Raw genomic sequence first — 26,563 nt, forward strand, 5'->3', positions numbered from 1 at the left:
GGCATTTGTCCCGTTACCCTTTTCTTACATTATATCGAGAGCTTTGAAACGAAAGCTACGTTATTTTCTAATTGCATCATACACGGAATTCATTCCACTATGGTATGATACATTACAAATAGGACTGAGGGAGGCGGTACAGATGTTCACACCGACACTATATACTGGCGATAGAGCCAAGGATTATCCGATTATCAATGGACAGCTGTCCGCATTAATCGCAGGTGAGCCGAATTTCATTGCGAATATGTCTAATGCAGCTGCGCTATTGTGGCATGGGCTTAAGGATATTAACTGGGCTGGATTTTACTTGATGGATGAGGGGAAAGGGGAGCTTGTGCTCGGGCCGTTCCAAGGACTGCCTGCATGTGTAAGAATTCCGCTTGGCCGCGGCGTGTGCGGAACGGCGGCGAAGGAACAGCGTACTGTAATCGTGTCGGATGTTCATGCATTTCCCGGACATATTGCCTGTGATGCGGCATCGCGCTCCGAAATTGTTGTCCCACTGATGAAAGAAGGCAAGCTTATCGGGGTATTGGATATCGATAGCCCGATTACGGATCGCTTCAATGAACAGGATCAAGAAGCGTTGGAGAAGTTGGTCAGTGCGCTTTTAGCGGAGAGCTAATTGTAGATATTTCGATTGGATGCGGAAAATAGAATATGGTGCTGCATGAAGGGAAGGAACATCGTTCTAGAACACTTCTGCAGCATCATATAGTAAATATAGGTAAATTTATTTTAGTGTTGAAACAATAATTTGACTTCTCTATAATATTTGGTGTCAACAAAATTTGCTGGTGTAGCTCAGGGGTAGAGCAACGCATTCGTAATGCGTGGGTCGGGGGTTCAATTCCCTTCTCCAGCACCATGTAATGTCGATAACGGCGCGGTTTCCGAGCAATCGGAGATCGCGCTTTTCCCTTTTTTAGGAGCTGACTTCTAACATTCTTCTAACCTTTATCCAGATAAAGTGGATTTTCAGTCTCGATTTTCGTTGCTGTAATCGAATCTCCTAGGCTGCGAAGAACCGCCTCCTGCATGTTTGGCAAGACATGTGAATAGAGATCCGATTAATTTTATTGTTATAGGAGATTTTGTCAGTGACGTACTGTTCGATGGACCCATAGGAAGGAAAAGAAAGCTAAATCCTTCAAGATACGATGGAAGGCATAGGATTAAAAGTTATTATGCTCAACCATATAGGGCAAACGGTAATTTGTAAAAATAATATTCCTTAACACTTCAACGCCCATTAACGTCATCTCACGTCGGTGGGCGTTTTCCTTATTATAAAAAGCATCCATACTGTAAATGGACTTGATACAAGAAATAGGCTGCCGTATTGGCAGCCTATTTGAGTTATGGTAGTCATTATTTTCAACGCTAAGCAGGTTCTTGTTCTGTTTATTCCTTTGAGATACTTACATGAACCTTCCAAAGACTACAGAGATACGTAAATTGAAGTGGGACCTGCTACAAAGGTATTCGTTGTGCCCCAAGCAAGCTGATTTCCATTTGACCCAACAGCTCTAATTTCTATTCTGTAAGCGGCGAATTCCTCCATCCCGACATCTCTGCCTGTAACACTCTGACTTCCCCACTCAACCAAATTTCCGTTTTTATACACGAAATACTCATAGCGAGTTGCGCCAGAAACATTTCTCCAAGAAACATTAGCGAAGAAGTAAGACGAAGCGGAAATCGATTTAGGATTAACAACACTTGTGGCTGCTGGTGCAGGAGCTTGAGTGCTTTCTTGGGCAAAAGCTGGAACAGCGGCAGTAAGTAAGAGAGCGGTCGTAAGTAAGGATACAAACGTTTTTTTCATAGTTTGGCACACTTCCTTTTTAATTTTTCAACTTTAAGTCCATTATGTGTAATATTCTTCCAGGTGAATCTATATTACCATTAATAGTAATAAAAGATGAATGATACAAATTACCTATTTTGTGGGTTTATTTATAATTTGTGGATATTTACTAATACTCTATTTGACAAAATAGGTAGGTATTTTGGGAGAATATGCAGGAATATAGTGGTATATGTCGAAGTGATGTGATTGGTCAATCCATGCTAAAAACATAAACAGGGGAGAACTGAATGATGAAGGAGAAACTAAAAGGCCTCCTGATGGGAGTAGTAATCGGGGGTCTGCTATTTGGTACAGCGGCATTTGCTGCTAGCACGGCAAAAATTGAAGTCTCGTTTGAAAACATAAAGTATATGTTCGATGGTGTCCAGAAAGTTAGCACAGATAATGCGATTCTCTATAAAGGGCAGCTATATGCTCCAGTGAAATTCGTTGCTGACGCTTCGGGGAAAGAATTTTCGTATGACGGGAAAAATAAAACAGCCTGGGTTGGTAAAAAAGAAGGTTCGTTTACATATTTATCTGATGTAAATTATGCAAGAACGGATGGCCCTAGTGGTTCAAGCGTTCATTTTAATCAAAACCCTTACAGCAATAAAATTGAAATTGCAGGAGATAAGTTCCAAAAAGGAATTGTTTTTAATCTTAGCTTTATGAACAACAAAAGTACCTCTATTGACTATAACTTAAATGAAAAATATAAAAAGCTATCAACTTTTATTGGTGTAGATGATGAAACGAAAAATTCGAATAGAGTGGTTACCTATCGCTTTATTGGTGATGGGACAGAATTGGCTTCGTTTGAAAATGTAAAGGGCGGAGATAACCCTAATCCTGTAAATATTGATGTGAGTGGGGTACTTAAGCTTCAAATTGTGGCGGAACCAGGCAATGTTTTCGAGTCTACGTGGGCAGCACTCGCAGAGCCTAAATTGTTTCAGTAACATGCATAAATGATACTTTATCAATCTTAACAAAACTAATAAAAGAGAGGGTCATCGAATAGCATTTCTCGTTGACTCTCTCTTTTTTGAATGACCTGATTTCTCAGTTCAGCGGATTGCAGAAGCTAGAGGTGTTTTACCTAAGCTCAAAGATACTATTTCTTAACAGGCGTAAACAAACCATTATGATAGGTTCCAAGATCATAGTTGCCTATCGTAATGGTATGCGTAAGCTCATTCCAATCTGGTGCAACGGCATCCATGCTGTACATTTCCAGACACCACTCATATTGATCTCGCGCTGCTTGCATGAACGTGGTTACAACATTGTTCAATTCTTTATCAGATAGAGTGAACTTCCCAGACCCCGCATATTTAGTGTTAAATTCGGGCTGAGTGCGAACGTCTATGGTCGTGCCGCTCGTTCCTTTGCGATAGACGATATCGTCGAAGTAGATTTTATCCAATATCAAATGATCGGATACGACGTTTTCCTCCATATCATGCTGAATATTTGCATACAAGAGATTGTTCTGCAGTTGATTCATCGTAAATCTCTGTTTGCTGTTGTCTCTTTTTAGTTCCTCATAGTCTGCTTGCAATTTAGAGAAGGATTGCTGCAGCTTCTCTGCGGCATCATTCACTTTCATGCTATGAACCAAAGTAAAGATAGACAAGCCGATTACACAACATGCTGCAAAGATAGAGGTGACGACGATACCGGTAGAGAATGGCCTCTTTTCAGTGCTAGGCGACGATTGTTCTAGTTTCCATTCACGCTCCACATAGATCTCTCCTAATTAATCAATTCTCATGAAGTCAATTGCTGGAATGCATGAGGTAATTGTATCATTGTCCTTCTAAACTGCGAATGCATGAAAAGTGAAATCAGCTATAAATTGGAATGATACTTTATTGCATTCATAATTCATTGTAGTTGATAGTTAACGAGATTCATTTGTTACTGTCATTTGAGGAGATTCATGGACATCTAAGCTGATGAGTGGAGCCAAAACAGACAAATCCATCGAGACAATTGCCAGAGCCAAACTTCTATGAAAGTACGTATGCTTTACTATAGAAGATTTGCGACGGCACTTATATCTTAGGGTGATTCTCCTATATACAATCCATTTGCGGCAATGATCCAAGCGGCGTTCAACTCCTTTGAACGCTTTTTGGTGATAGATCAGCTCTCGCAGCATGCATGCCAAGTCTTCTAGGACAACACATTATGCAGAAGCGAGATGATGAACCATGAGCATCGTCATTCAACAACGTCTGATTCCGGATGGCAGTCCGAACAAGCCGAGCAAGCCTATGACACCACAGTGGATTACGATCCACAACACGGACAATACAAGCGGAACAGCGGAATCGCACGCGCGCTACTTGTTAGATGGAAGCGGTGGGAGACAAGCATCATGGCACTATACGGTGGATGACAAGGATATTTATCAGCATCTGCGTGATAATGAGCAGGGATGGCACGCAGGCGATGGCAATGGGCCTGGCAACACGACAAGCATTGCTATTGAGGTATGCATGTATACGGGCATGAATCAAGATGTGGCTTGGAATAACGCAGCGTGGCTCGTGGCAACACTGATTTTGCGCTATACGCTTACGGTCGATCAAGTTGTCCCGCATAAGAAATGGTCAGGCAAGCAGTGCCCTTCGCAAATTCTCCCGTACTGGAGCCAGTTCATAATTTTAATTAAGGGGCAAGTACAGCAACTTCAAAATGGAATTCGCATTCTAGTCAATGGACAAGAAGCAGCGCAGGGAATAATGAAGGAAAATGTCGTATACGGTCCGATTCGTGATATAGCGTCAGCATTGGGTCTTTCTGTTGGATGGGACAATACGAAGAAGGTCGCGTATCTCAATAATATCTCTCAGCCAAATAGCATCATTCTGAATGGCAGTGCCTATGTACCTGTTCGAGCAATTGCCGAATCCATAGGGGCCAGCGTCACATGGAATGGAACAGAGAGAATTGTCAGCATCCAGCGCTAGGATAAGAAGGAAGGGGAGCGTAGAAGATTTACGTTCGTATCCCGTGTACCATAGGTTAATTTATTGGAGTAAAGTGGTAAAGGGGACGGATGTCGCCCCTTTTTTCTTTCTATATAGTCTTTTTAAAGAAAGTAATCAGTAAAATGAAAAATATAATTGCAAATTATAAATATTTTCCATCATTTTACTACCTGTAGGCTGATTCAAATGATACAATGTCTAGGAAAATATATCCTTCACAAAAATATCGAAAATGAGAGAGGGGAATTATGTGGCAAAAAAGAAATGGATGTCATTTATGCTGCTCTTGGTACTAATGGGATCGTTGTTGTCAGCGTGCGGAGGTTCAAGCACATCGACGAATCCTCCAAAGGATGAGCCCAAAAATACCGAACCAGCGAAAACGGAAGAGCCAGCGAAGGAGAATACGGCTCAGACCCCGAAAGATGGAGGTACAATCACGTTAGGTACCTTCTCGGATATCGTTTCGGTAAACCCATTGTACGTAAGTGATACTTCATCCGGGGATGCTGAAATCTTGATCTTCTCCAGCCTGTACGATCTTGACCGTCAAGCGAACGTAGTCGTAGAGCCTTGGTCTCTCGCGGCTGAGCCTCCTCAAATCAGTGAAGACTTGAAGACCTACACGGTCAAATTGAAGCCAGAAGCCAAATGGAGCGACGGCCAACCAGTAACAGCGGATGATTTGATCTTTACCATTAATACGGTACGCAACCCAGAAGTAGGTTCCCCAGGTATTAGCCAATTCGAACATGTTGAATCGGTAACGAAGATCGATGGACACACTGTTCAGATCAAGTTAAAGCAAGTATTTGCCCCATTCCTCTACTCTCTTAGACTTAAACCAGTGCCATATCACATCTTGAAGGATGTTCCGATTACAGAATTGAAGAAGCATCCATACGGTTCCAAACCAGAGCAGACTGTAACGAACGGTCCTTGGAAATGGACTGAATGGAAGCAAAAACAATACTTAAGCTTCGACGCAGACCCGAACTACTGGGGAGCGAAAAAACCTCACATCCAGAAAGTCATCTACAAAATCTACGCAGATCAAAATACAGAAGTGCAAGCTCTCATCAAGGGAGATGTCGACTCTGTATCAGCGATTCCAGTCACCCAACTAGCAGCTGTTCAAGCTCGCGACAACCTCAACGTCATCTTGGCACCAGGACCACTCTACGAATACATGGGCTTCAACTTTAACAAAATGAACTTCGATAATAAAGAAAGCTTCTTTGCTGGACAGAAGACAAGACAAGCGATCGCTCACGCGCTTAACCGCCAAGGCATGGTCGACAATATCCTTAAGGGAACAGGTAAGTTGATGAACTCGCCATTCCTGCCAGGCTCATGGGCAGATCCAGCCGAAACTGCAGTAGTTTATAACTATGATGTGGAATTGGCGAAGAAGCTGCTGGCTGAAGATGGATGGAAGGCTAGCACTGAAGGTGGCATTTTAGAGAAGAACGGCGTCAAGTTCTCCTTCGAACTTCAATACAATACAGGTAATAGCCGCCGCGAACAGGTTGCTGCTGTTATCCAACAGAACTTGAAAGATATCGGCATTGAAGTGAAGCCGAGAGGCGTTGACTTCGCTGCTTGGCAAGAGCAGAACATTGTACCGGGTAAATTCCAAGCTATCTTGGCGGCATGGTCATTAAATGATCCAGATCCGAACGCAGAAAGCATTCTCTCCTCAAAGTTCTTCCCGCCGAACCAAAATTCGGGTTGGTATAAAAACGAAAAACTCGATCAATTGTGGGTAAAAGGTTACTCTGTCGCTGATCAAAACGAGCGTAAGAAAGTTTACGCAGAGATCGGTAAAGAAATCACAACGGATCTTCCTTATGTATTCATGTATCAATATGGTACACCACAGGGCTTGAACCCTCGTGTGAAATATGCGGAAGAAGACAGACCTGAACCAGGACTCGCATATGGATACATGTTCCGCATGATCAACTGGTGGGTAGAATAAAATACCAAGCACAGGTTGAATATGCATGATGAGGGGAGGGGGTTGCTTGCCCCTTCCTCTTTTATATGGATGTGCTAATACATGAATTCACACGATACGATTTAGGAGGATTTCCTATGACGGAGTATCTGATCCGCCGTGTACTACAGTCACTCTTAGTGCTGTTTTTGATCTCCATCGTTACCTTTGGACTCATTCATGCAGCACCAGGAGGTCCGACGCAAATCTTTCTGTCGCCGGGACTGTCTCAGGAAGCGGGTAAAATACAAGCGAAAAATCTCGGCTTGGACAAGCCGATTCATATCCAATATATTCGCTGGGTGGGAGACCTGTTGAAGGGTGATTTGGGGAAAACCTTCAAGAATAATCTCCCAGTAGGTGATATACTCTGGCCGACGGTGAAGAATACGGTTGTTCTGATGAGCGTTGCATGGCTGCTCTCCTTAATCATTGCGATCCCCTGGGGGATATACAATAGTACGAGAGAGTATGGATTATCCGACCAGACAGCGTCGTTAATTTCTTATATTGGGTTTGCCATGCCGACATTCTGGTTTGGTATTCTTTTGCAGAGTTATTTTTCTATTAAGTTGGACTGGCTGCCTTTATCCGACATGTATTCGATGGGGAAAGAGGGCGATTTTCAGGACTTATTCATGCATCTTATTCTGCCTGTCACGGTTCTCACATTAGGCTTCTTGGCTTCTTACGTGAAATATTCTCGATCCAGCATGCTTGAGGTGCTGGGGCAGGACTACATTCGAACGGCGAGAGCGAAGGGAATGAAGGAAAGCAGGGTCATTTTCCGTCATGCCTTGCGGAATGCGCTCATCCCGATCATTACCGTACTTGGTCTGGATCTGCCGATACTCATAGCGGGAGCAGCGATTACGGAAAGCGTATTTAACTGGCCAGGCATGGGGCGGTTGTTCGTTGAGATGGCGGTGTCGCGGGAGTATTCGGTACTGATGGCAATTACCTTAATTACAACGGTTATCGTCGTTCTTGGCAACTTGATCGCGGACATTTTGTATGCGGTTGTTGATCCGCGTGTACAATTGGGCAAAGGGGGCATGTCGGCATGAGTGCAACGAGCTTACAAGGTGCTCAGCTTGACCCTGAACGCGGCAAGACGAGTGAGGTTGGCCCTAAGTCGGAGAAGCCGACAAGTATGACCTTAATGGCATGGAAGAAATTTATGAGCAATCCATTTGCAGTAGTTGGAGCCATCGTCCTATTGTTCTTTGTCGTCATTGCTCTATGTGCTAAATATATTGCCCCGTATGACCCAGCCGCGATCGATATGTTGAAGTCAAGTTTGCCAGCGGGCAGTCCTGGTCATCCACTGGGAACGGATGAATTGGGAAGGGACATCTTGTCACGGCTTATCTACAGCAGTCAAGTGTCGTTATCGGTCGGTTTCTCGGTTGCCTTTATTTCTGTCGTAATCGGAACCATTATTGGTTCCATTTCCGGATATTTCGGCGGCTGGATCGATACGATTTTCATGAGGCTGGTGGATGTCATGAACTCCATCCCGACCTTGTTCCTGAACATCTTGGTATTGGCTATCTTCGGTCCGAAGTTCAGCTACATGATCATGATTTTAAGCTTTACAAGCTGGATGGGCTCGGCGAGGCTTGTTAGAGGAACGTTCCTTCAACTGCGGGAGATGCAGTATGTGGAAGCGGCCAAGGCGATTGGTGTGTCCAGTTGGGGGATTATAAGCAGACATTTGCTTCGCAATGCCACGGCTCCGATTATCGTAAACGCTACTTTAATGGTAGGCGGGGCGATTCTTGCCGAGTCCGGATTATCTTATCTCGGTTTAGGGGTACAGCTTCCTGATACGAGCTGGGGATTGATGCTTAGCAACGCACAGCAATTCATGCTTGTCGATCCGACGCAAGCGCTTTATCCAGGAGCATGCATTTTTATTGTCGTGTTGGCGGTCAATTTTATTGGAGACGGCATCCGAGATGCATTTGATCCACGCAAGAAAGAGAAAATTCCACGTAGGAGGTTGCGGCAATGGCGGGAAAACTTCTCGAAGTCCGAAATCTGACAACAGGCTTTGTGACGGCGCAGGGCATTGCGAAGGCAACAGATCGAATATCCCTTAGCGTGGAGAAGGGTAAAACGCTCTGTATTGTAGGTGAATCCGGCAGTGGTAAGAGTGTCGCTTCTCTTTCGATTATGCGATTGATCGACTATGCAGGAGGAACCATTTTCGAAGGCAGCATTCGTTTTAATGGCGAGGATCTGTCAACCAAATCGCAAAAGGAAATGATCAACGTTCGTGGGGAAAAGATTTCGATGATCTTCCAAGATCCGATGTCGGCGCTTAATCCGGTGTTTACGATAGGCGATCAAATTGCGGAAAGCTTGCAGCTTCATGAGAAGATAAGCAAGAAGGAATCTTGGGAGCGGGCAATTGACATGCTGCGCATGGTAGGAATCCCGGATCCAGAGATGCGTGCGAAGCAATATCCGCACGAGATGTCCGGCGGCATGCGGCAGCGGGTCGTTATCGCGATGGCACTCGTCTGCAAGCCAGAGCTGCTCATTGCAGATGAGCCGACGACTGCGCTCGATGTAACCGTGCAGGCGCAAATTCTCGATCTGCTGCAGCGTCTTCAGCAGGAGCTCGGCATGGCGATTGTGCTGATTACCCATGATATGGGCGTAGCTGCGGAGATGGCTGACCGTATCGCGGTAATGTATGCCGGCAAGATCGTGGAGGAAGGAAGCGTAGCAGAAATATTTGACCATCCCTCCCATCCTTATACGATTGGTCTCTTGCAGTCGATTCCAGGCTTGGAAGGAGCAAGAGGCGAGGAACTCTATACGATTCCAGGAACCATTCCCGGAATTAACAACTTGCCTTCGGGCTGCCGCTTCAATCCACGCTGTGCGAAGGTGGAGGACAAATGCCGACATCACGAGCCTGCACTAGGGGAAATCCGGAGCAATCATCAGGTAGCCTGTTGGCTGTTCCACGGCGATAATGACGGACAAACCGAGGTGAAGCGCGCATGATGCAACAATCATTGATCGAAGTTCGCAACCTGAAGAAGTATTTCCCGATCAAGACGGGTCTCCTCAACCGGGTAGTTGGCCATGTGAAAGCAGTAGATGATGTTACCTTTAGCATTAATCAAGGGGAAACGTTCGGTCTTGTCGGCGAATCGGGCTGCGGCAAATCAACGCTCGGTAGAGCCATTCTCCAATTACAGAAGCCAACAAGCGGAGCTGTCTTTTTCGATGGGAAGCAGATTCAGAATATGAATACGAAGCAACTGCGACGGCTGCGGCAGGATATGCAAATTATATTCCAAGATCCGTTCGGTTCCTTGAATCCACGTATACACATCCGAGATATTATCGGAGAGCCGCTGCGTGTTCACCATAAGGCGTCACCGAGCGAAATCGATAAGCGTGTAGTGGAATTGATGGAGCTGGTCGGACTGGATCCAGTCCGACGCAACCGTTATCCACATGAGTTCTCTGGTGGTCAGCGCCAACGGATAGGCATCGCTCGAGCGATTGCGCTTAATCCGAGCTTTATCGTAGCAGATGAAGCCGTATCGGCATTGGATGTGTCGGTCCAATCCCAAGTGCTGAACCTGCTCATGAAGCTGCAGAAGGAATTGGGATTGACCTTCCTCTTTATCGCGCATGGGCTGAATGTCGTACGTCATATTTCTGATCGTATCGGGGTCATGTATTTAGGCAAATTAGTCGAAGTGGCCCGTACGGAGGATTTGTTCGCGAATCCTAAGCATCCTTATACCGCGGCGCTGCTGTCCGCGATTCCTAGACCGAATCCGCATTATAAGAAGGAGCGAATTGTCCTGCAGGGAGATGTGCCATCTCCGGCGAACCCTCCTTCGGGGTGCCGCTTCCATCCGCGATGTGCCTTCGCTCAAGAGAAGTGCCGGCTCGTAGCGCCGGAGCTGGAGACGGTTGGCGCAGACCGGCAAGTGGCTTGCCACTTCCCATTGGAGGTAGCTCCAGCATCAATCTTGGCATAATAGAATATACCCATAAAGGCCAGCCCAGTGTACCGGGTGTCATTACGGCATTATGGGGGACTTTTATAATGCTTCTTTCTTGCTGCGATATGAGAACACGCTTCTCTGCAGCAGGAAAGAGGCTTTATTCTTTTTTCGATGCCCGATTTAATCCTGTCAATGTTATGGACGTATGGTCACTCTTGTATGGATGGGGACAAGAGCTGCCAATTGGAGAACATCCTCATTGTACATGCGGATACAGCCGTGAGATACGTAGTGCCCAATGGAGGAAGGATCATTCGTTCCGTGAATGCCGTAATGGGGCTTCGACAAGCCCATCCAGAAGACGCCAAATGGGCCGCCCGGGTTCGGCTCTTTGTTAATGATCGTATATTCCCCTGTAGGGGTTTGGGTTAACATCTTGCCGACGCCCACAGGATATTCCCTTACAACGACATCTCCGTCCAGTAGGTATAACCTGCGATCAGACAGATCGACAATAATTAGATATTGTGGCATACGCCCAACTCCTCTTGATCAGCATATGCGATAGCAGGAATGGGGGTTCATTGAATGAATAAGCGTACAGTGGAAGTGCCTGTCGGCGGTTCACGGTACGCTTATTCTGATTCATGTCGTCTTATTGTATCGAACTCATTGCTCTTTTGAATCCATTGCTTTATTGAACGATCATGGCTTATTTGCCCTGTGTGAGAGAGTTGCATTAGACTAGATATGATGACTGTTATAAGAAAATCATAACGTAGAAGTGCAAAATTGCAACTAAGCGGGGGTAACGGTGTTTAATAGAGTAACTATTAATGCGGAACGTATTTCATATCGATCATATTTAACAATGTTCATTATCAATAGAGATCACAATCAATAGAGATCCTAATCTATAGGGATCATAGTTTGCGGGGGAAATTGAGATAGAAAGCGGCGATAAAGTAACGTGGCAATCCTCACTCCATTTACATAGTCGAAGAGAAGGAAATCATACAGGATTGAAATTTTGTCACCAAAGGGGAACAAAGGCATGGAACGGGCTAACATATTGCTGGTCGATGATGAGGAAGAAATGACGGTGTTCGTACGTGATTCATTGGAGGATGACGGGTATTCGGTACGCACGGCACACAATGCGGATCAGGCGCAGCGGCTTATTACGGAACAGTCGCCCGACCTAATTGTACTCGACGTTATGATGCCTGGCACGGATGGAGTGGAATGGTGTAAGCAGGTTCGAGAAGCGGTTGCTTGCCCGATTCTATTTGTCAGTGCGAGGGTGAGTGAAGCAGATCGTATATACGGTCTAGCGGCAGGGGGGGATGATTATATTAGCAAGCCATTTAGCATGCGTGAGCTGAAGGCGCGCATTGAAGCGCATCTTCGAAGAGAACGACGTTATGTGCGGCAGCAGGATAATCATGAGCAAGTACTCATATTTGGAGCATTTACAGTGGATGTGAAGGGGATGGAGCTTCGTTATGAAGGCAAGCGATTGCCGTTAACAAGCCGGGAGTTCGCGATCGTAGAACTGCTTGCTCTCCATCCGGGACAGGTATTTGCACGCGAGCATATTTACGAACAGGTATGGGGTATGGACGCCCTTGGAGATGATACGACAGTTACGGAGCATGTGAAGAATATTCGGGCGAAGATGGCAGCAGTTCACACGCCATCGCGCTGGATTGAAACCGTATGGGGCATCGGCTACAAATGGAAGGTGCAGGAATGAGCATGCACTCCTTTAAACGTCAGTTTATTACATACTTTGTATGGGTAATCGGTACGAGTCTGGCACTGACGATTGTTGTATGGGGAGCCTTCATATGGATGCAATCTTATGACGACGGCGTGTTCAGACCTGCCAATTACTATGAGAAGCAGATTCCGCCCATACGCAAGTTAGTAGAATCAGAAGGGGAACGCTTGCTGGATAAGGAAAATCAATCGCTCATCGAACGATTAGTAGATGAGAAGGGGATACGTTACGCAGTTGTTGATCGAACAGGTCAATATAGATATGGATCGCTGCCTGATCCGAACATACGTGGTGGGCGCGAACTGATTTCCCTACTCAATGCAAGCGGGATGACGGGAATGGGGCGTGCTCGCAACGTATTGCCTGTCGTCAATCGGTCAGGCGAGCTGCAGGGAGCTGTAGTCATCAACTACACACTTTCTGTTGGCGTTACTGTGCGATCGAAGCTAGGCCCTTACTTCGGACTGTTAGTCATCGCGGTCTTATTTTCACCTTTTCTATTTGTCATTCTATTTGCATGGCTGTTCGGTCGAAGGTTCGGCCGCAAGCTGAGCCGCCCCATCGAGGAATTAATAGAGGGCACGAGACGGGTTCAGCAGCGGGATCTGGATTTTAGCTTCTCCTATGAAGGTACTTCAGAAATGGCTCAACTCATGAAGGCATTCGACGAGATGAGGCGGGAGCTATATTTGTCTCTGCAACGCGAGTGGAAGTTGGAGCAGCGGCGGCGCGAGATGGTAGCTGCACTCGCACATGATCTGCGTACCCCGCTCGCAATCGTGCAAGGTCATGTAGAGGGTTTGCTGGATGGTGGAATGAATCGTCCGGATCGTCTGCAGCGATATTTGACGACGATTGATAAGAATACAAAGCGGGCCATTCGGCTCGTGCAGGAAATGAATCAGGTGTCGGAAATGGAGTCACCGCAGTTCCGTTTGAACCGAAAGCCAGTAGAGATGAATCGATTTATGGAAGAGATCGCACAGGATATGCAGCAGTTGTGCGCAGAACAGCAGATTGAATTCCATTGCATCCCACCTGCAGATCAACAAGCAGAGGGAGCAATGCTTCTCGATGGGAATCGTCTGAGACAGCTTATGGACAATCTGCTCGCTAATAGCTTACGCTTCACACCTTCAGGCGGCACAATTACGTGGAAGGCGGAATGGAAAGTGCATGAGCTGGAGATGTCGATTACAGATACGGGAACTGGATTCCCAGCACATATGCTGGATTCCGTATTTGATAAGTTCGTTCAAGGCGACGCATCACGTTCGCAATATCAAGGGCATGCCGGACTTGGGTTGTATATGGCGAAGCTCATTATGCGTAAGCATGGGGGAGGCATTCAAGCAGCGAATACGCCTGAAGGAGGGGCACGTATCACACTCAGTTTCCCATTACGTAGATAGCAAAAGAGTTGACAGCTGAAGAGCAGTAGCAACAGAATGCAACAAGTATAGCGAATAATCTATGTCATTTTGTGCAAATCTACTTTATATATTATACTAGTCCATGATTTTAGAAATAGAGAGGAGCAACCTCATGTCATCTATTCGTATAGGTATTGTAGGTTACGGTAACTTAGGCAAGGGCGTAGAGAAATCGATCCGCCAAAATTCAGATATGGAGCTCGTTGGCATTTTCACACGTCGCAGCCCAGAATCCATACAAGCAGAGGTTCCTGTCTTTTCACTCAATGATGCGGAATCTTACAAAGATAAAGTAGATGTAATGATTTTGTGCGGAGGTTCTGCAACGGATCTTCCAGAGCAAGGTCCTGAGCTTGCACGTATGTTCAACACGGTGGATAGCTTTGATACACATGCACGTATTCCTGAATATTTCGCATCTGTCGATGAAGCTGCTCAAGGAAACGGACATGTTGCAGTTATCTCGACAGGTTGGGATCCAGGCTTGTTCTCCTTGAACCGCTTGTTGTTCGAATCTGTTCTTCCAGAGGGCAATGAATACACATTCTGGGGACGTGGCGTAAGCCAAGGTCACTCCGATGCAATTCGCCGTGTAGAGGGCGTTAAGAACGGTGTACAATACACAATTCCTTCCGAGGAAGCTGTTGCGAAGGTACGTCAAGGGGAGAACCCTGAATTGTCCACTCGCGAGAAGCACCTGCGTGAATGCTTCGTTGTTGCTGAAGAAGGCGCGGACAAGGCTCGCATCGAGCAAGAAATCAAGTCCATGCCGAACTACTTCGCGGATTACGACACAATCGTGAACTTCATCAGCGAAGAAGAGCTGAAGGCGAACCACTCTGCCATGCCTCATGGCGGTCTTGTATTCCGCAGCGGCGTGACAGGTGAAGGCACATCGCAAATTATGGAGTTCGGCTTGAATCTGGGCAGCAACCCTGAATTCACAGCAAGCGTACTCGTTGCTTATGCTCGTGCTGTATCTCGTCTGGCGAAGCGCGGCGAATCCGGTGCTCGCACGGTATTTGATATTCCATTTGGCTTGTTGTCTCCGAAGTCTCCGGAGCAGCTTCGCAAGGAGTTATTATAATATCGTAGCCTAGAGCAAAAATGCTTTAAGGTGCAATAGTCTGGAAATATTTCAGGAAATAGACCGTTACCTAGAGCGAGGGGACGGTCTATTTGTTTTGTGTACATGTACGGACAAATTCGATGCTAAATATCAGAAAAGCGAGTATCCTAGACTAAATTATAGGGGGAAACATACGGTTACACCTCATAAGAACGTGTCTGATGACTAGATCGGCTACACTTAGTTGGACAGAAAAATTAAGGGCTAGTAGAATTAACACATCATAACAAGGAGCGGATCTACTATGCCAAGAATAAGACGAACATTTACAGATGATTTCAAGAAACAGATGGTTCAGCTATACGAGAATGGGAAATCAAGAGCAGACATTGTAAGTGAGTATGAGTTGAGTGCATCTGCATTGGATCGCTGGATTAAACAAGCCCACCAAACAGGTTCCTTCTCAGAGAAGGACAACCGCTCTCCAGAAGAAAATGAACTTATTGCATTACGGAAAGAAAACCAACGACTCAAAATGGAGAATGACATTCTAAAGCAAGCAGCGCTGATCATGGGACGAAAGTAAGTGTCATCCATCAAAATCGCGACAAATACTCGGTATCAGCAATGTGTGACGTCCTGCAAATAACTAGAAGTACGTACTATTATGAAGCAAAAAACTCCAGTAATGAAGATGGTATTACGAAGCTAATCGTTGAAATCTTCCAGAAGAACCGAAATGCATATGGTACAAGAAAGATTAAAGCAAAGCTTCACGAACGTGGACTTATCGTATCAAGACGTCGAATTGGCCGCATTATGAAGGAACAAGGCCTTGTTTCTACATACACCGTGGCTCAATACAAACCTCACAAAACAACATGCAACGAATCGCAACAGGTAAATGAACTGAACCGCAAGTTCCAGCAATCTGAAGCTAAGCGCGTCGTTGTAAGCGATCTAACGTATGTCAAAGTCAAAAACAGATGGCACTACATCTGTGTATTAGTTGACCTCTTTATTCGAGAGATCATTGGCTCAAGTGCAGGGCCGAAAAAGGACGCAGCTTTAGTCACACGAGCCTTTGCTTCTGTGCAAGGAAATCTAAGTCAAATTCAATTATTCCATACCGATCGTGGTAGTGAATTTAAGAACAAGTTGATTGATGAGACACTTGCTACGTTAAAGATCGGTCGTTCCTTAAGCATGAAAGGGTGCCCTTATGATAACGCAGTTGCAGAAGCTACGTTTAAAATTATGAAGACGGAATTCATAAATCAGATGAACTTCCAAAGTTTACATCGCCTAGAATTGGAGCTATATGACTACGTTAATTGGTTCAACAAACATCGCATCCATGGAACCTTAGGCTATATGAGTCCAGTAGATTACAGAAGATTATCCCTTAAAAAAGCTGTCTGATTTAGTGTTGACAATCCATGACATTAAAGTTAGTGTCAACAAAACAATTTATGCTAATGGCTTTGCCCTTTGTTATCGAGGGGTGAGGCCATTAGTTGTTTTAAGGGGTATCGGATCCAAAGGATGATTTATCGGGGTACAGGGGGGGATTTCTGGAGGTGATGAAGTTGTCTAAGCGAAGTGAAAGAAAAAAATTGCAAAGCAAATACATTAAGACAGTAAGAGGACAAGGTGTAGGAGAAGAACTATCAGCCGTTTATTCAAGCACATGACAATAAAATTACTTCAGGAGTTAACTCGACACAAAGGGTGGAAGACTGAACGAATTCATCATACTCTGTCCGAGTATGAGAGGATATATATATTACTGTGAATGGCTTGATGGGGTCATTGATATTCGTGTACGGTGTTTTTTTTACTATTCAAGAGTCCTGAATTTATTAAAATCAGCTAGACGGTTTGATTTCGATCGCATTATTAGAGCATTGAGGAGTAACGGTGTTGATGAAAGTAGTTTCCAATATATATTTAAGGTTTGGAGACACAGTAATTTCAATTATGTACTGAAAAAAGAGGAAGGCATAAGTTGGAGTCCAATAAGGATAGTAATGGTCAAAGCCTGATAAACAATAATTTTTAGGTGTTATATTTGATCAGGTTATAAATATCATCTACCCATCTTTATTAAATATCTGACTCAAAATTAGTTCAGTATGCTAAGTTTCATTTCGATAAGTTGAAAGAGCAGATTCAAGATGTGACTTTTATTCGCCCAATAATCGTCCGTAGACTGTTCTATACCGAGAGAAGTGAATGTTTGAGTAGTTATTCCTGATATTGATCCATGTGACATCCATATTATCCTTAGGGAAAAGGTCAGGCAATAATTACCGCAATGAGTGCCCTCTTGAAATAATACAGGGTGCCATCAGTTTCGAATATACATAAGAGATTCTTGGAATCGGGAACGGCTGCCCGCATATCCCAAAACTAAGAGTATTTGCCCCATTTCGAAAGAATCTAGTCCGATCCCTCATATTATCCAGGAAAATATAACCATATAATTTACAAATTAATATATAAATGGTATGATTACCCATGTAAAAAATACTTTCCTTGAAGGAGATGATATACGCGCTCTTGTGTAAATTTTTTTGTGGTTTTCGATTTATCTAATAGGAGGAAATACAAATGGCAAAGCGAATTCTAAGTATTATGGCTATACTTTCATTAGTGGTTTCTTTGAATACATCTTCAACATTTGCTGCGGATAATTCAGGAGACAACGCTAGCGATAATGTAGCTCAAGTAATGAATGTTGAGGGAAAAAATGAAGTGAGTCAACAATTTGTTGACTATATCGGTAAAGTTTTCAAGGATCTCGATGGAGTTAAAGTAGTAGATCCAAATGGAGTTAATGTGACAAAGGATTTTATCGAGAGTAATAAGAGTCATTTTTATAGTGGGGACTATAAAGAAATTAAACAAGCTATTCTTGACAAAAAATTATCTTTAACTTATGTAGAACAAATACAAGATACTCTTGGTACTGGAGAATCTAGTAAAAGTGCTACTTTAGCTAGTGGTGAGAGTGTGACAAAAAAATTTTACCATATGGCTTCAGACTCAAAAGGACATTTTACAAAAGAGTGGGTTGTTACTCTCAGTGGCAGCTTCTCTTATGGAAATGATTTCCGGATTACTTCAGTAAACGGGCCATACGCTGATCTTTCCGCAAATTTTGGATGGGGCATTTCCACCTCTCTTTCTAACATCAATACTGGTAACTCATATTCTGGCACAAGAGCAAGTTTTAATATTAGCTACAATATGACGGCTACAGTAGGAATCCCTGTTTGGGGTCCTTATACTTACGGCGTCAACGTAGATTTTGGAAGCTTTGTAGACTCCTTTGACGCTTATCCTTCAGGAATGCAAAATATAGTTCAATAACTCTAAGTCCCTCCACTGTTTAAGTCTTGACTATTAGGCGTGGCAAGACCCAAACAGTGGGGGACAATGGAGAATGTTCAACTTTTAAAGAGAAAGACTTGGGTGTATCTAAGATTAGAATCCCAAGTTAAATTTCAAAAGGTGACCCATTTACCACAAGGGATCGATTACCTGATGAATAGTGAAAAATAAGCGTCTTTAAAAAAATGAATTCATTTAATAGGAACTAGCTAAAGGGGGCGGGATAATGAATTTTTTCTCTGCAATTCGTAAAAATATATCTTTGTCAAAGACACTATTTATTGCTTACACTATTTTGCTTCTTTTATTTTACTACAGTTTTGGACTGCTAGAATATTATCGATTAAATCATTCGCAAGAGCTTGACTCAGCGATCCATTTTGAAAAATGGGTTTCTACATTCGCTAATCTATTTTCTTTTTTATTTTATATCGCGGTAATAACCTTACATATTGTTTTTCGTAATAACATTAAAGTTTTAATACGTTACTTATTATTAAACATTGCGCTATTTGTAGGAATGACATTCATAAACGTAATTATTTCTCTTGCCACCCCCTTACCTTATGATATATTTGCACAACCATTAATAATTATAATAATATTACTTTCAATTGACTCGTTAATAATGTGGTTTAGGAATAGAGAAATTTCTTGACGGATTATCCTTCGCAGAATATGACGGCTATCCCGGTATCAAAGAGTGTAAACGATATAAAGAACGAAAATTCCGATCTTATTATTGAGGAGGCTCCCAACGATTTCAAATCATCCTCTGAGCCCAATCAAAACGAGGTCAACAATTGATTGAGGGAATAAATTATCAAGTATGTTTTGAATTTTATTAAATTGTTTGAAATTATTAGCTTTCTTAAACTGCGATCAGGTGGCGTTTCCGGAGAAGTACAATTGAGGAATTAGTTCAGAACAATAAATCGATTAGTTTATATGATTGAACCCAATCTCACCAGAAATCGACAAAGTTCCAGATAAGCCTTTATAAAATGACATTCGAATAAGAAATTTTTGTCCTCATACCGTAGAATATTCCCAATGCAAACCCCTAACCCAATACCGCTGACAATTCGATAACATTTGGTTTATCAAACCATGAAGAGATATAAGCCACTGTAGTCCGGATGAACGAGAATTTACGGTTCATGAATATTGATAAAAGGAAATGGTGAGACACAGTGAATGATCGAACCTTTTCCGTTTTCCACCCCCATCCAATGCCCGGTCACCATCATTTAGGCGTTCTGAAAAAGAGTAAAATTTGTCCCTCCCATGTTAATGGCAAGGTTCCCAGCGATAAGAGCTAGTCAATCAAAAGTTTGACTGTGAATGAGAGCCGATATTCTCTTCTTTGCTGAAAATCGCGCAGCTAAATTCTATCTTTTGGCTCCAGTAATGCCCAATCATAATCAACTTGATTTCAGCTTTTGATATGTATAATTTCACTTGTTCGTTATTCTGATTCTTCCACCTTGTATCCCACCTGTTTACGAAGTGGATCAACTTGCCAAGCACGCGATTGATTTCCTGCTTCCACCGTTCATCTAAGCCACTCCACTTGTTAGCAAGATCAGCTTCATCCGCGGAGTGAGAGGGAAGAAGGGGCTCCTTCAGTTCATCGAACAAATGGCCCGTCTTCCATACGATAAAGTACTTCTCCTGATCGTATCCGCAGCGCTCTGTTTGGAAAACTTTTCGATGATTAATGAATAAAAGGTTCCCAGAGAATCGGCAATGACGACCGTTTCCTGTTCATCGCGGCCGGAGTTAATGGCCTGTCCCTTCGTGCCGCTTGGGCCAGGAGCGAGATCAAGCGCGATATAACTGACTGAACCATTGGCATTGATCGGAATCCAGCCGGGACTCCAAGTGACTTCTTGAATATGGTCCTTCTGATACGAGATTGCGTCGAACTCATATTCGGCGGCAATCCCCAGTAGAGGACGATTTCGTATTCAATATATTGCAGAGTCATCCAGTAGAACCCTAGCATCAATAGATGCTCTCCAGGCAGTTCTCCATTATAGAAGCTGTATAATTGCTTGAAATTATCGGGGAGCACGCATCCTGTAATGGTTTCAATGGACTTGGAATCTTCTACTCGTACCCCATCGGCCATTGCTTGGTGTGGTCCCAATTGAGTAAAGTCACGCACAAATTGTTCGGTATCGATCGCTTGTCCCTCCGTTTCTTTTCATATCGAATAAAGATGAATCCGCAGCATGCTTCTATACTTCTATATCTGTTGCTTTCCAATAGTGGGAAATGAATTCATCGCGTCCTGACTTGGAGCGTTCCTCCTTATAATGCTCGGGCTCCTTGCGATAGTAGTCTTGATGATAGTCTTCCGCAGGATAGAAGGGTGCAGCATCGCGTATTGGCGTCACGATAGGCTTGTCGAAGCGTTCACTCTCAGCAAGTGCCAGCTTGGATGCCTCAGCTAGTTGGCGCTGTTCCTCATTGTGCACAAAGATAGCCGCCGTATACGATTCACCGCGATCTTGGAATTGGCCGCCGTCATCGGTTGGATCGATTTGCGCCCAGAACAGTTCAAGCATCGTGCTATACGAGATGATGTCTGGATTGTATGTAATTTGCACGGCCTCCAGATGACCGGTCGTCTGCTTTTTTACTTGCTCGTATGTAGGATTCGGGGTATGCCCACCCGTATAGCCAGATACGACGCGATAGACGCCATCCCATTGGTCAAATGGCTTCACCATACACCAGAAGCATCCCCCCGCGAATGTTGCGGTAGCGGTTCTATTGTTCTGAACTTCAGACGTGCTGGATGTGGATTGATCGGCAGACGTTGTCATCATAGTTGCCCTCCCTGTTCCTAATCATAGATAATGTGGTTGTACTTCTCGCAGCCTTGTCTAACAGTGTACCGCGAGACGATTCACCTGCCAAGGAGGAATGAGCCTATGAATTCCCTATTTGAATCTTCGCCACTCTATTTGCGGCAAATAACGTTATTGCGTGAACAAGTGCCTTCCTTCCATCAGTATCCCTTTGATCTTACCGCGATTCGTTCCCTCGACCAGCTTGCATTTCGCAAACCTGTTACCTTTATTGTCGGGGAGAACGGTACAGGGAAGTCTACCTTGCTGGAGGGGCTTGCTGTTGCTTGGGGTTTCAATCCGGAAGGCGGATCGATGAATTTTTCATTTTCGACATCTGCAACACACTCTGAACTATATCGCTATCTGCGGCTGTCTCGGGGGGTTCAGCGCCCGAAGGACGGTTTCTTCTTGCGTGCGGAGAGTTATTATAATGTGGCGACAAATATTGAAGAACTGGATGCAATCGTATCTCCAGGCCCGAAAATTAAGGAATCGTTCGGGGGGAAATCACTCCATGAGCAGTCGCACGGGGAGTCATTTCTGAATACGTTCCTGCACCGCTTCGGCGGGCGCGGAATGTATATGATGGACGAGCCTGAAGCGGCTCTGTCGCCGCTCCGCCAGATGACGCTCCTTGCACGGATGCACGAGCTTGTGAACAAGCAGTCGCAGTTCATTATCGCAACTCATTCTCCGATCTTGATGTCCTATCCGAATGCGGAGATCTGGCAGCTCAATGAAGATGGGGTTCATCTGGTGGAGCTGGAAGAGACAGATCATTATATCATTACGAAGAGCTTCATGAATGATCGGGGGGCTATGATTCGCACGCTGTTCGAAGCGGATGAGGATTGATTTGTAGAGAGGCATCCATGTGTTGTGTGCGGGATCATCGGGGGGATATAGGGAAGTGAGTGGATAAGAACCGATTCCTGAAGCTGTGAATGAGTATATGTCCATTGCCGTATGCTATGTATAGTGAAGCCTGCTATAGGTATGGAAAAGGAGATGCAAGAATGGCGCACAGTTCGCGTTATCATGTCTATATTGCGATAAGTCTGGACGGCTATGTGGCACGTGACAATGGTGATGTTGATTGGCTGTTCACCGATCAAGACTACGGTTACGAGGATTTCTACCGTTCGATCGATACGCTTATTATGGGCAGACACACCTATGATCAAGTGTTGACTTTCGGCGCCTATCTTTATGAAGGCAAGGAGACCTATGTGCTAACGACAAGCCGCCAAGGTCGCGATGATTACGTGACATATGTTCCCGATATGGCTTCCTTGTCGGCAAAGCTCGGTGATAAGGAGCGTCAAGTATGGATTGTAGGCGGTGCGCAGATCATCGGCAGAATGCTGGAGGAAGGATGGGTAGACGAACTTCGCCTCTTCATTCACCCTATACTGCTTGGAGGGGGCATTCCTCTATTTCCACAGCATCATACGATGCGTACCTATCATCTGCTTGGCACGCACAGCTATTCTTCGGGGCTCGTAGAGCTGCATTATTCCCGTTCATAACAGGGAATGAATCCTTCATTTCTTGGGATTCAGCCTTACAACAAGAGCGCAGACGCTGTTCATGCGAACAGTGTTCTGCGCTCTTGTTGAATTCATCTAAGTACAATCTCGTTTACATATTGCCGATTTTGGTTTAAGAAATAACGTTACGAACGTTCTACAATCGTGTTGTACGTTGTACGGTCAGTATGCTTCACCAGTTGAACAAGCAGTTCTTTGGCTGCGTCGATATCGTCTGTATGAACGATCGAAGCAGGTGTATGGATGTAGCGGCCGCATACGCCGATGACCGTCGAAGGAACACCCTTGTTGCTCAAATGCACTTGGCCAGCATCTGTCCCGCCTGGAGATACAAAGTATTGATACGGAATGCGATATGTATCCGCAATATCTTGGATGAACTCCACGAGACCGCGATGTGTAATCATCGTAGGATCGAGGATGCGAAGCAATGCACCTTTGCCGAGATGGCCGAAGGAATTCACGTCACCCGTCATATCATTCGCTGCGCTGCAATCCAGTGCATAGAAGATATCGGGCTGAATCAAGTTGGCAGATGTACGGGCTCCACGAAGACCAACCTCTTCTTGAACAGTTGCACCGCAGAACAATGTATTTGGAAGCTTGAATTGCTCACGATGAAGTTCCTTCATCAATTCAATGGCAAGTCCAACCCCATAACGATTGTCCCATGCTTTAGCCATAATTTTCTTAGGATTAAGCAATGGAGTGAATTTGCAGACCGGGACGATTTGTTGTCCAGGGCGAACGCCCGCCTGTTCAGCCTCTTCACGGCTGTCTGCACCGATGTCGATGTACATATGCTTCACGTCTACAGGCTTGTTCGCTGTAGCTTCGTCAAGCAGATGCTTCGGAATGGAGCCTACAACACCTGGAAGTGGGCCGTTTGGCGTAATAACTTCAACCTGCTGGGCGAGTACAACTTGTCCCCACCAGCCGCCAAGCGGTTGGAACTTCAACATCCCGTTTGGTGTAATTTGCGTGATCATGAAGCCAACTTCATCGAGATGGCCGGCTACCATAACGCGAGGGCCTTGCTCGTCGCCGCGCATAACGCCGAAGACACTGCCGAGTGCATCATGCACGAATTCCTCTGTATATTTGGATAATTCAGTTTTTACCAAGGCACGCAGTTCCCGTTCGAAGCCGGGAGCGGAAGGGAATTCCGTCAGCGTGCGGAATAATTCTAACGTTTCCTGTTGCATGGGATTGCTCCTTTCATCACTAAAGCCTGTTCATCATTTTAGTATGAACCGATTTGATGCAGGATGCAAGCGTGTATCACGAGGAACATGTCTTGCTGCTGAGGTATGAAATGGAAAGAAAGAGATGAACATTTTCAACACTGTTTCATGATGCCACACTAAGTAAGCGCATGAAGCTAGAGATAAGGAGGAATTGAATTGAATCATCATTCGTTAACATCACTGGTTATCGTACTGATTGTTGCCTTCCTGACGCCAATTGCTCTGCACCGATTCAGGCTGGCGATTATTCCGGTCGTCGCTGATTGTTACAGGCTCGGTTGAGTACGTGGAAGAGCTGAAGAGGTAAATTGAGCTTACCGTATAAGGGAAGCATAATGGTGTATCGTGTCAGAGTGTCGCAATGGAGACGTATAAAGGCATTCCAAATCGGGGTTACGTAACGGAAAAGAATAAAGGGACGCCAAGGCGAGCAAGGCAACGGATTAGTATATTAGAATACACTGCAAGAATATTTAATCGGAAACGCATACGGATAAAGAAAAACAGCAGCTCCAGAGCATCTGATGCTCCGGAGCTGCTGTTTTTTGTTCGATGCCGCGTCATGATAACGCCATCCCGCAGAGAAAGCTGAGACGGCGGCGCAAATTACATCTATTTGATAACACAATGATGGATATTAGGATTGCGCTTGAATAAATGCATCGATACGCGACATTACGTCTTCCGATACGCGCTGCAAGCGTGCTGCAGCATCTTCGCCAGTCGAGCCCTTCACGGCGAAGTACATCTTAATCTTCGGTTCGGTTCCGGATGGACGGAGGCAGAACCAGCTGCCATCTTCGAGGTGGAACTTCAGTACATTTTCCTTCGGCAGATCGTATAGGCCTTGTGCGAAGTCTTCAGTCAAGGTGATGGCCACACCGCCTGCTGTAGAAGGAGCATCTTCACGCCAATTATTCATAATACCTTGGATGATCGCTACGCCTTCCACACCTTTCAACGTACGTGTTTGCAGGCCTTCGAGATAATGACCGTGCTGCGCATACAAATCTTGCAGTACTTCGTACAATGTCTTGCCTTGTGCTTTGTAATAAGCTCCAGCTTCACTGATGAGCATAGCTGCGATAACAGCGTCCTTATCGCGTGCATAGTTGCCTGCCAAATAGCCATAGCTTTCTTCGTAGCCGAAGATGAAGGTATGCTCTCCTGTGCGATCGAATTCTGTCATCTTCTCGCCGATATATTTGAAGCCAGTGAGCGTGTTGAATACCGTCATGCCGAAGGATTGAGCGATTGCTGCACCGAGCTCACTCGTTACGATTGTTTTGATCACAGCTCCATTCGCTGGCAATGTCCCCTTGGTCTTCATCGCGTCCAGCAAATAATGTACCATGATCGCTCCGGACTGATTGCCGGTCAGTACGACATATTCACCGTCCGTATTCTTCACAACAGCACCCATGCGGTCTGCATCCGGGTCTGTACCCATGATGATGTCCGCATCCCAAGATTTAGCCTGCTCAATGGCAATGCTGAATGCCTCACGCTCTTCTGGATTCGGTGACTTCACGGTAGGGAAGCTGCCGTCTGGAAGCTCTTGTTCCGCTACGACGCGAACCTGCTGGAAGCCGATGCGATCCAATACAGCACGTACAGGCTTGTTGCCTGTACCATGAAGCGGTGTGAAGAGTACACGGAATGAATCGCTGGATGCGCGAATGATATCTTCATTTTGGCTGACGGAAGCAACGGCATTTATGTATGCTTCATCCATTTCCTGTCCAAGCCACACGAGGAGTCCTTGTGCTTCTGCTTCCTCACGGGTTAGCTTCTGAATGCTCGCGAATGATGCGATGCCGCGAATTTCAGCAATGACGCGCGATGCTGTATGTGGTGTAATTTGTCCACCATCGTTGCCGTATACTTTGTACCCGTTGTACTCTGGCGGGTTGTGGCTTGCCGTTACCACGATGCCTGCGCTTGCCTTCAGGTTCCGCACAGAGAAAGACAGCTCAGGAGTAGGGCGTAGACTTTCGAATACGTATGCCTTTACGCCATTGCCTGCTAGAACCAAGGCTGCTTCAAGCGCGAACTCTGGAGAGAAGTGGCGAGAGTCGTAAGCAATCGCGACGGAAGGAGCGGCTTCTTCTGACTTCAAGTATTGGGCAAGACCTTGAGTGGCTTTGCCTACTGTATATACATTCATGCGGTTGCTGCCCGCGCCAATAACGCCGCGCAAGCCACCTGTACCAAATTCCAAGTCTTTATAGAAACGGTCTGTAATTTCTCGTTCGTTGTCAGCAATCTGCTGCAATTCTGCCTTCGTCGCCTCATCAATGTGTGCATCGTTCAACCACGCATCGTAGGCTTGTTGTGCATGCAGTGCAGTGTCCATTCGTGAAATCCTCCTTCAAAAGAATCATT

At 45.1% G+C, this 26,563-nt stretch carries 22 protein-coding genes, 1 tRNA gene and 1 pseudogene; 17 read left to right on the forward strand and 7 right to left on the reverse strand.

Annotated elements, in window-relative coordinates:
• Positions 1-142 precede the first annotated feature (142 nt).
• Positions 143-628 carry a GAF domain-containing protein gene (locus RQP50_RS18025; protein WP_315746271.1) on the forward strand — a complete coding sequence of 162 codons (486 nt, stop codon included), beginning with the start codon at positions 143-145 and terminating at the stop codon, positions 626-628.
• Positions 629-796: 168 nt separating this feature from the next.
• Positions 797-871, forward strand: a tRNA-Thr gene (locus tag RQP50_RS18030).
• A gap of 573 nt (positions 872-1,444) precedes the next feature.
• On the opposite strand, the gene RQP50_RS18035 is transcribed toward RQP50_RS18030, so the two are convergent.
• Entirely contained in the window at positions 1,445-1,831 is a 387-nt protein-coding gene (locus RQP50_RS18035) for a hypothetical protein (RefSeq protein ID WP_315746272.1), read from the reverse strand.
• Between the two features lie 272 nt (positions 1,832-2,103).
• Between RQP50_RS18035 and RQP50_RS18040 the strand changes: the two genes are divergently transcribed.
• Entirely contained in the window at positions 2,104-2,817 is a 714-nt protein-coding gene (locus RQP50_RS18040; protein ID WP_072730202.1) for an NPCBM/NEW2 domain-containing protein, read from the forward strand.
• A 155-nt stretch (positions 2,818-2,972) separates the two neighbouring features.
• Here the strand turns inward: RQP50_RS18040 and RQP50_RS18045 are convergent, their stop codons facing one another.
• Positions 2,973-3,602, reverse strand: coding sequence for a hypothetical protein (locus RQP50_RS18045; RefSeq protein WP_072730201.1), 630 nt, complete (start codon positions 3,600-3,602; stop codon positions 2,973-2,975).
• Between the two features lie 472 nt (positions 3,603-4,074).
• On the opposite strand from RQP50_RS18045, the gene RQP50_RS18050 reads away from it, so the two are divergent.
• The 6 genes from RQP50_RS18050 to RQP50_RS18075 all read left to right on the forward strand — a co-directional run bounded on the left by RQP50_RS18050 (position 4,075) and on the right by RQP50_RS18075 (position 10,872).
• The gene (locus RQP50_RS18050; RefSeq protein ID WP_315746274.1) at positions 4,075-4,836 is read left to right on the forward strand and encodes an N-acetylmuramoyl-L-alanine amidase; all 762 of its coding nucleotides are present in this window, start codon (positions 4,075-4,077) and stop codon (positions 4,834-4,836) included.
• Positions 4,837-5,134: 298 nt separating this feature from the next.
• Entirely contained in the window at positions 5,135-6,838 is a 1,704-nt protein-coding gene (locus RQP50_RS18055; protein ID WP_175560753.1) for a peptide-binding protein, read from the forward strand.
• A 116-nt stretch (positions 6,839-6,954) separates the two neighbouring features.
• Positions 6,955-7,923 (forward strand): ABC transporter permease, encoded by a 969-nt coding sequence (locus tag RQP50_RS18060; protein WP_072730198.1) that lies wholly within the window; start codon positions 6,955-6,957, stop codon positions 7,921-7,923.
• On the forward strand, positions 7,920-8,903 hold the full coding sequence (locus RQP50_RS18065) for an ABC transporter permease (protein ID WP_174809319.1): 984 nt from the start codon (positions 7,920-7,922) through the stop codon (positions 8,901-8,903). The genes RQP50_RS18060 and RQP50_RS18065 overlap by 4 nt, the downstream gene beginning before the upstream one ends.
• Positions 8,870-9,877: an ABC transporter ATP-binding protein gene (locus tag RQP50_RS18070; protein ID WP_072730994.1), complete on the forward strand. Its 1,008-nt coding sequence runs from the start codon at positions 8,870-8,872 to the stop codon at positions 9,875-9,877. The genes RQP50_RS18065 and RQP50_RS18070 overlap by 34 nt, the downstream gene beginning before the upstream one ends.
• Positions 9,874-10,872 (forward strand): ABC transporter ATP-binding protein, encoded by a 999-nt coding sequence (locus RQP50_RS18075; RefSeq protein ID WP_072730995.1) that lies wholly within the window; start codon positions 9,874-9,876, stop codon positions 10,870-10,872. The genes RQP50_RS18070 and RQP50_RS18075 overlap by 4 nt, the downstream gene beginning before the upstream one ends.
• A gap of 162 nt (positions 10,873-11,034) precedes the next feature.
• On the opposite strand, the gene RQP50_RS18080 is transcribed toward RQP50_RS18075, so the two are convergent.
• Positions 11,035-11,373 carry a L,D-transpeptidase gene (locus tag RQP50_RS18080; protein WP_072730996.1) on the reverse strand — a complete coding sequence of 113 codons (339 nt, stop codon included), beginning with the start codon at positions 11,371-11,373 and terminating at the stop codon, positions 11,035-11,037.
• 520 nt (positions 11,374-11,893) lie between these two features.
• On the opposite strand from RQP50_RS18080, the gene RQP50_RS18085 reads away from it, so the two are divergent.
• The 5 genes from RQP50_RS18085 to RQP50_RS18105 all read left to right on the forward strand — a co-directional run bounded on the left by RQP50_RS18085 (position 11,894) and on the right by RQP50_RS18105 (position 18,499).
• Positions 11,894-12,595, forward strand: a complete 702-nt coding sequence (locus tag RQP50_RS18085) for a response regulator transcription factor (protein ID WP_028533538.1) — start codon at positions 11,894-11,896, stop codon at positions 12,593-12,595.
• Entirely contained in the window at positions 12,592-14,034 is a 1,443-nt protein-coding gene (locus RQP50_RS18090; protein WP_315746275.1) for a sensor histidine kinase, read from the forward strand. The genes RQP50_RS18085 and RQP50_RS18090 overlap by 4 nt, the downstream gene beginning before the upstream one ends.
• 133 nt (positions 14,035-14,167) lie before the next feature.
• On the forward strand, positions 14,168-15,142 hold the full coding sequence (locus RQP50_RS18095) for a diaminopimelate dehydrogenase (RefSeq protein ID WP_072730998.1): 975 nt from the start codon (positions 14,168-14,170) through the stop codon (positions 15,140-15,142).
• Between the two features lie 286 nt (positions 15,143-15,428).
• Positions 15,429-16,546 (forward strand): IS3 family transposase gene (locus tag RQP50_RS18100; protein ID WP_315746277.1). Its coding sequence is split into 2 segments (ribosomal slippage): positions 15,429-15,675 and positions 15,675-16,546, totalling 1,119 coding nucleotides; the frame shifts between segments, so codons are not numbered across the junction.
• A gap of 1,191 nt (positions 16,547-17,737) precedes the next feature.
• Positions 17,738-18,499, forward strand: coding sequence for a hypothetical protein (locus RQP50_RS18105; RefSeq protein WP_072731000.1), 762 nt, complete (start codon positions 17,738-17,740; stop codon positions 18,497-18,499).
• A 1,646-nt stretch (positions 18,500-20,145) separates the two neighbouring features.
• Here the strand turns inward: RQP50_RS18105 and RQP50_RS29365 are convergent.
• On the reverse strand, positions 20,146-20,490 hold the full coding sequence (locus RQP50_RS29365) for an SMI1/KNR4 family protein (protein WP_083545316.1): 345 nt from the start codon (positions 20,488-20,490) through the stop codon (positions 20,146-20,148).
• Positions 20,491-20,763: 273 nt separating this feature from the next.
• Positions 20,764-21,357 (reverse strand): peptide-methionine (S)-S-oxide reductase MsrA, encoded by a 594-nt coding sequence (gene msrA / locus RQP50_RS18115; RefSeq protein WP_315746279.1) that lies wholly within the window; start codon positions 21,355-21,357, stop codon positions 20,764-20,766.
• Between the two features lie 105 nt (positions 21,358-21,462).
• Between msrA and RQP50_RS18120 the strand changes: the two genes are divergently transcribed.
• Together RQP50_RS18120 and RQP50_RS18125 are read left to right on the forward strand one after the other, a co-directional pair.
• Positions 21,463-22,236, forward strand: a complete 774-nt coding sequence (locus tag RQP50_RS18120; protein WP_315746280.1) for an AAA family ATPase — start codon at positions 21,463-21,465, stop codon at positions 22,234-22,236.
• A 161-nt stretch (positions 22,237-22,397) separates the two neighbouring features.
• On the forward strand, positions 22,398-22,910 hold the full coding sequence (locus RQP50_RS18125; RefSeq protein ID WP_315746281.1) for a dihydrofolate reductase family protein: 513 nt from the start codon (positions 22,398-22,400) through the stop codon (positions 22,908-22,910).
• Positions 22,911-23,056: 146 nt separating this feature from the next.
• On the opposite strand, the gene RQP50_RS18130 is transcribed toward RQP50_RS18125, so the two are convergent.
• Positions 23,057-24,136, reverse strand: coding sequence for a M42 family metallopeptidase (locus tag RQP50_RS18130; RefSeq protein ID WP_315746282.1), 1,080 nt, complete (start codon positions 24,134-24,136; stop codon positions 23,057-23,059).
• Between the two features lie 198 nt (positions 24,137-24,334).
• Here RQP50_RS18130 and RQP50_RS18135 point away from each other — a divergent pair.
• Positions 24,335-24,442 (forward strand): annotated as a pseudogene (locus tag RQP50_RS18135) (cation:proton antiporter); the annotation flags it as partial.
• Between the two features lie 373 nt (positions 24,443-24,815).
• Here RQP50_RS18135 and RQP50_RS18140 read toward each other — a convergent pair.
• Complete coding sequence (locus RQP50_RS18140) at positions 24,816-26,534, reverse strand: phospho-sugar mutase (protein WP_315746283.1); 1,719 nt, start codon at positions 26,532-26,534, stop codon at positions 24,816-24,818.
• Positions 26,535-26,563 lie beyond the last annotated feature (29 nt).

The sequence above is a fragment of the Paenibacillus suaedae genome (assembly GCF_032337355.1).
GTDB lineage: Bacteria > Bacillota > Bacilli > Paenibacillales > Paenibacillaceae > Paenibacillus_B > Paenibacillus_B suaedae.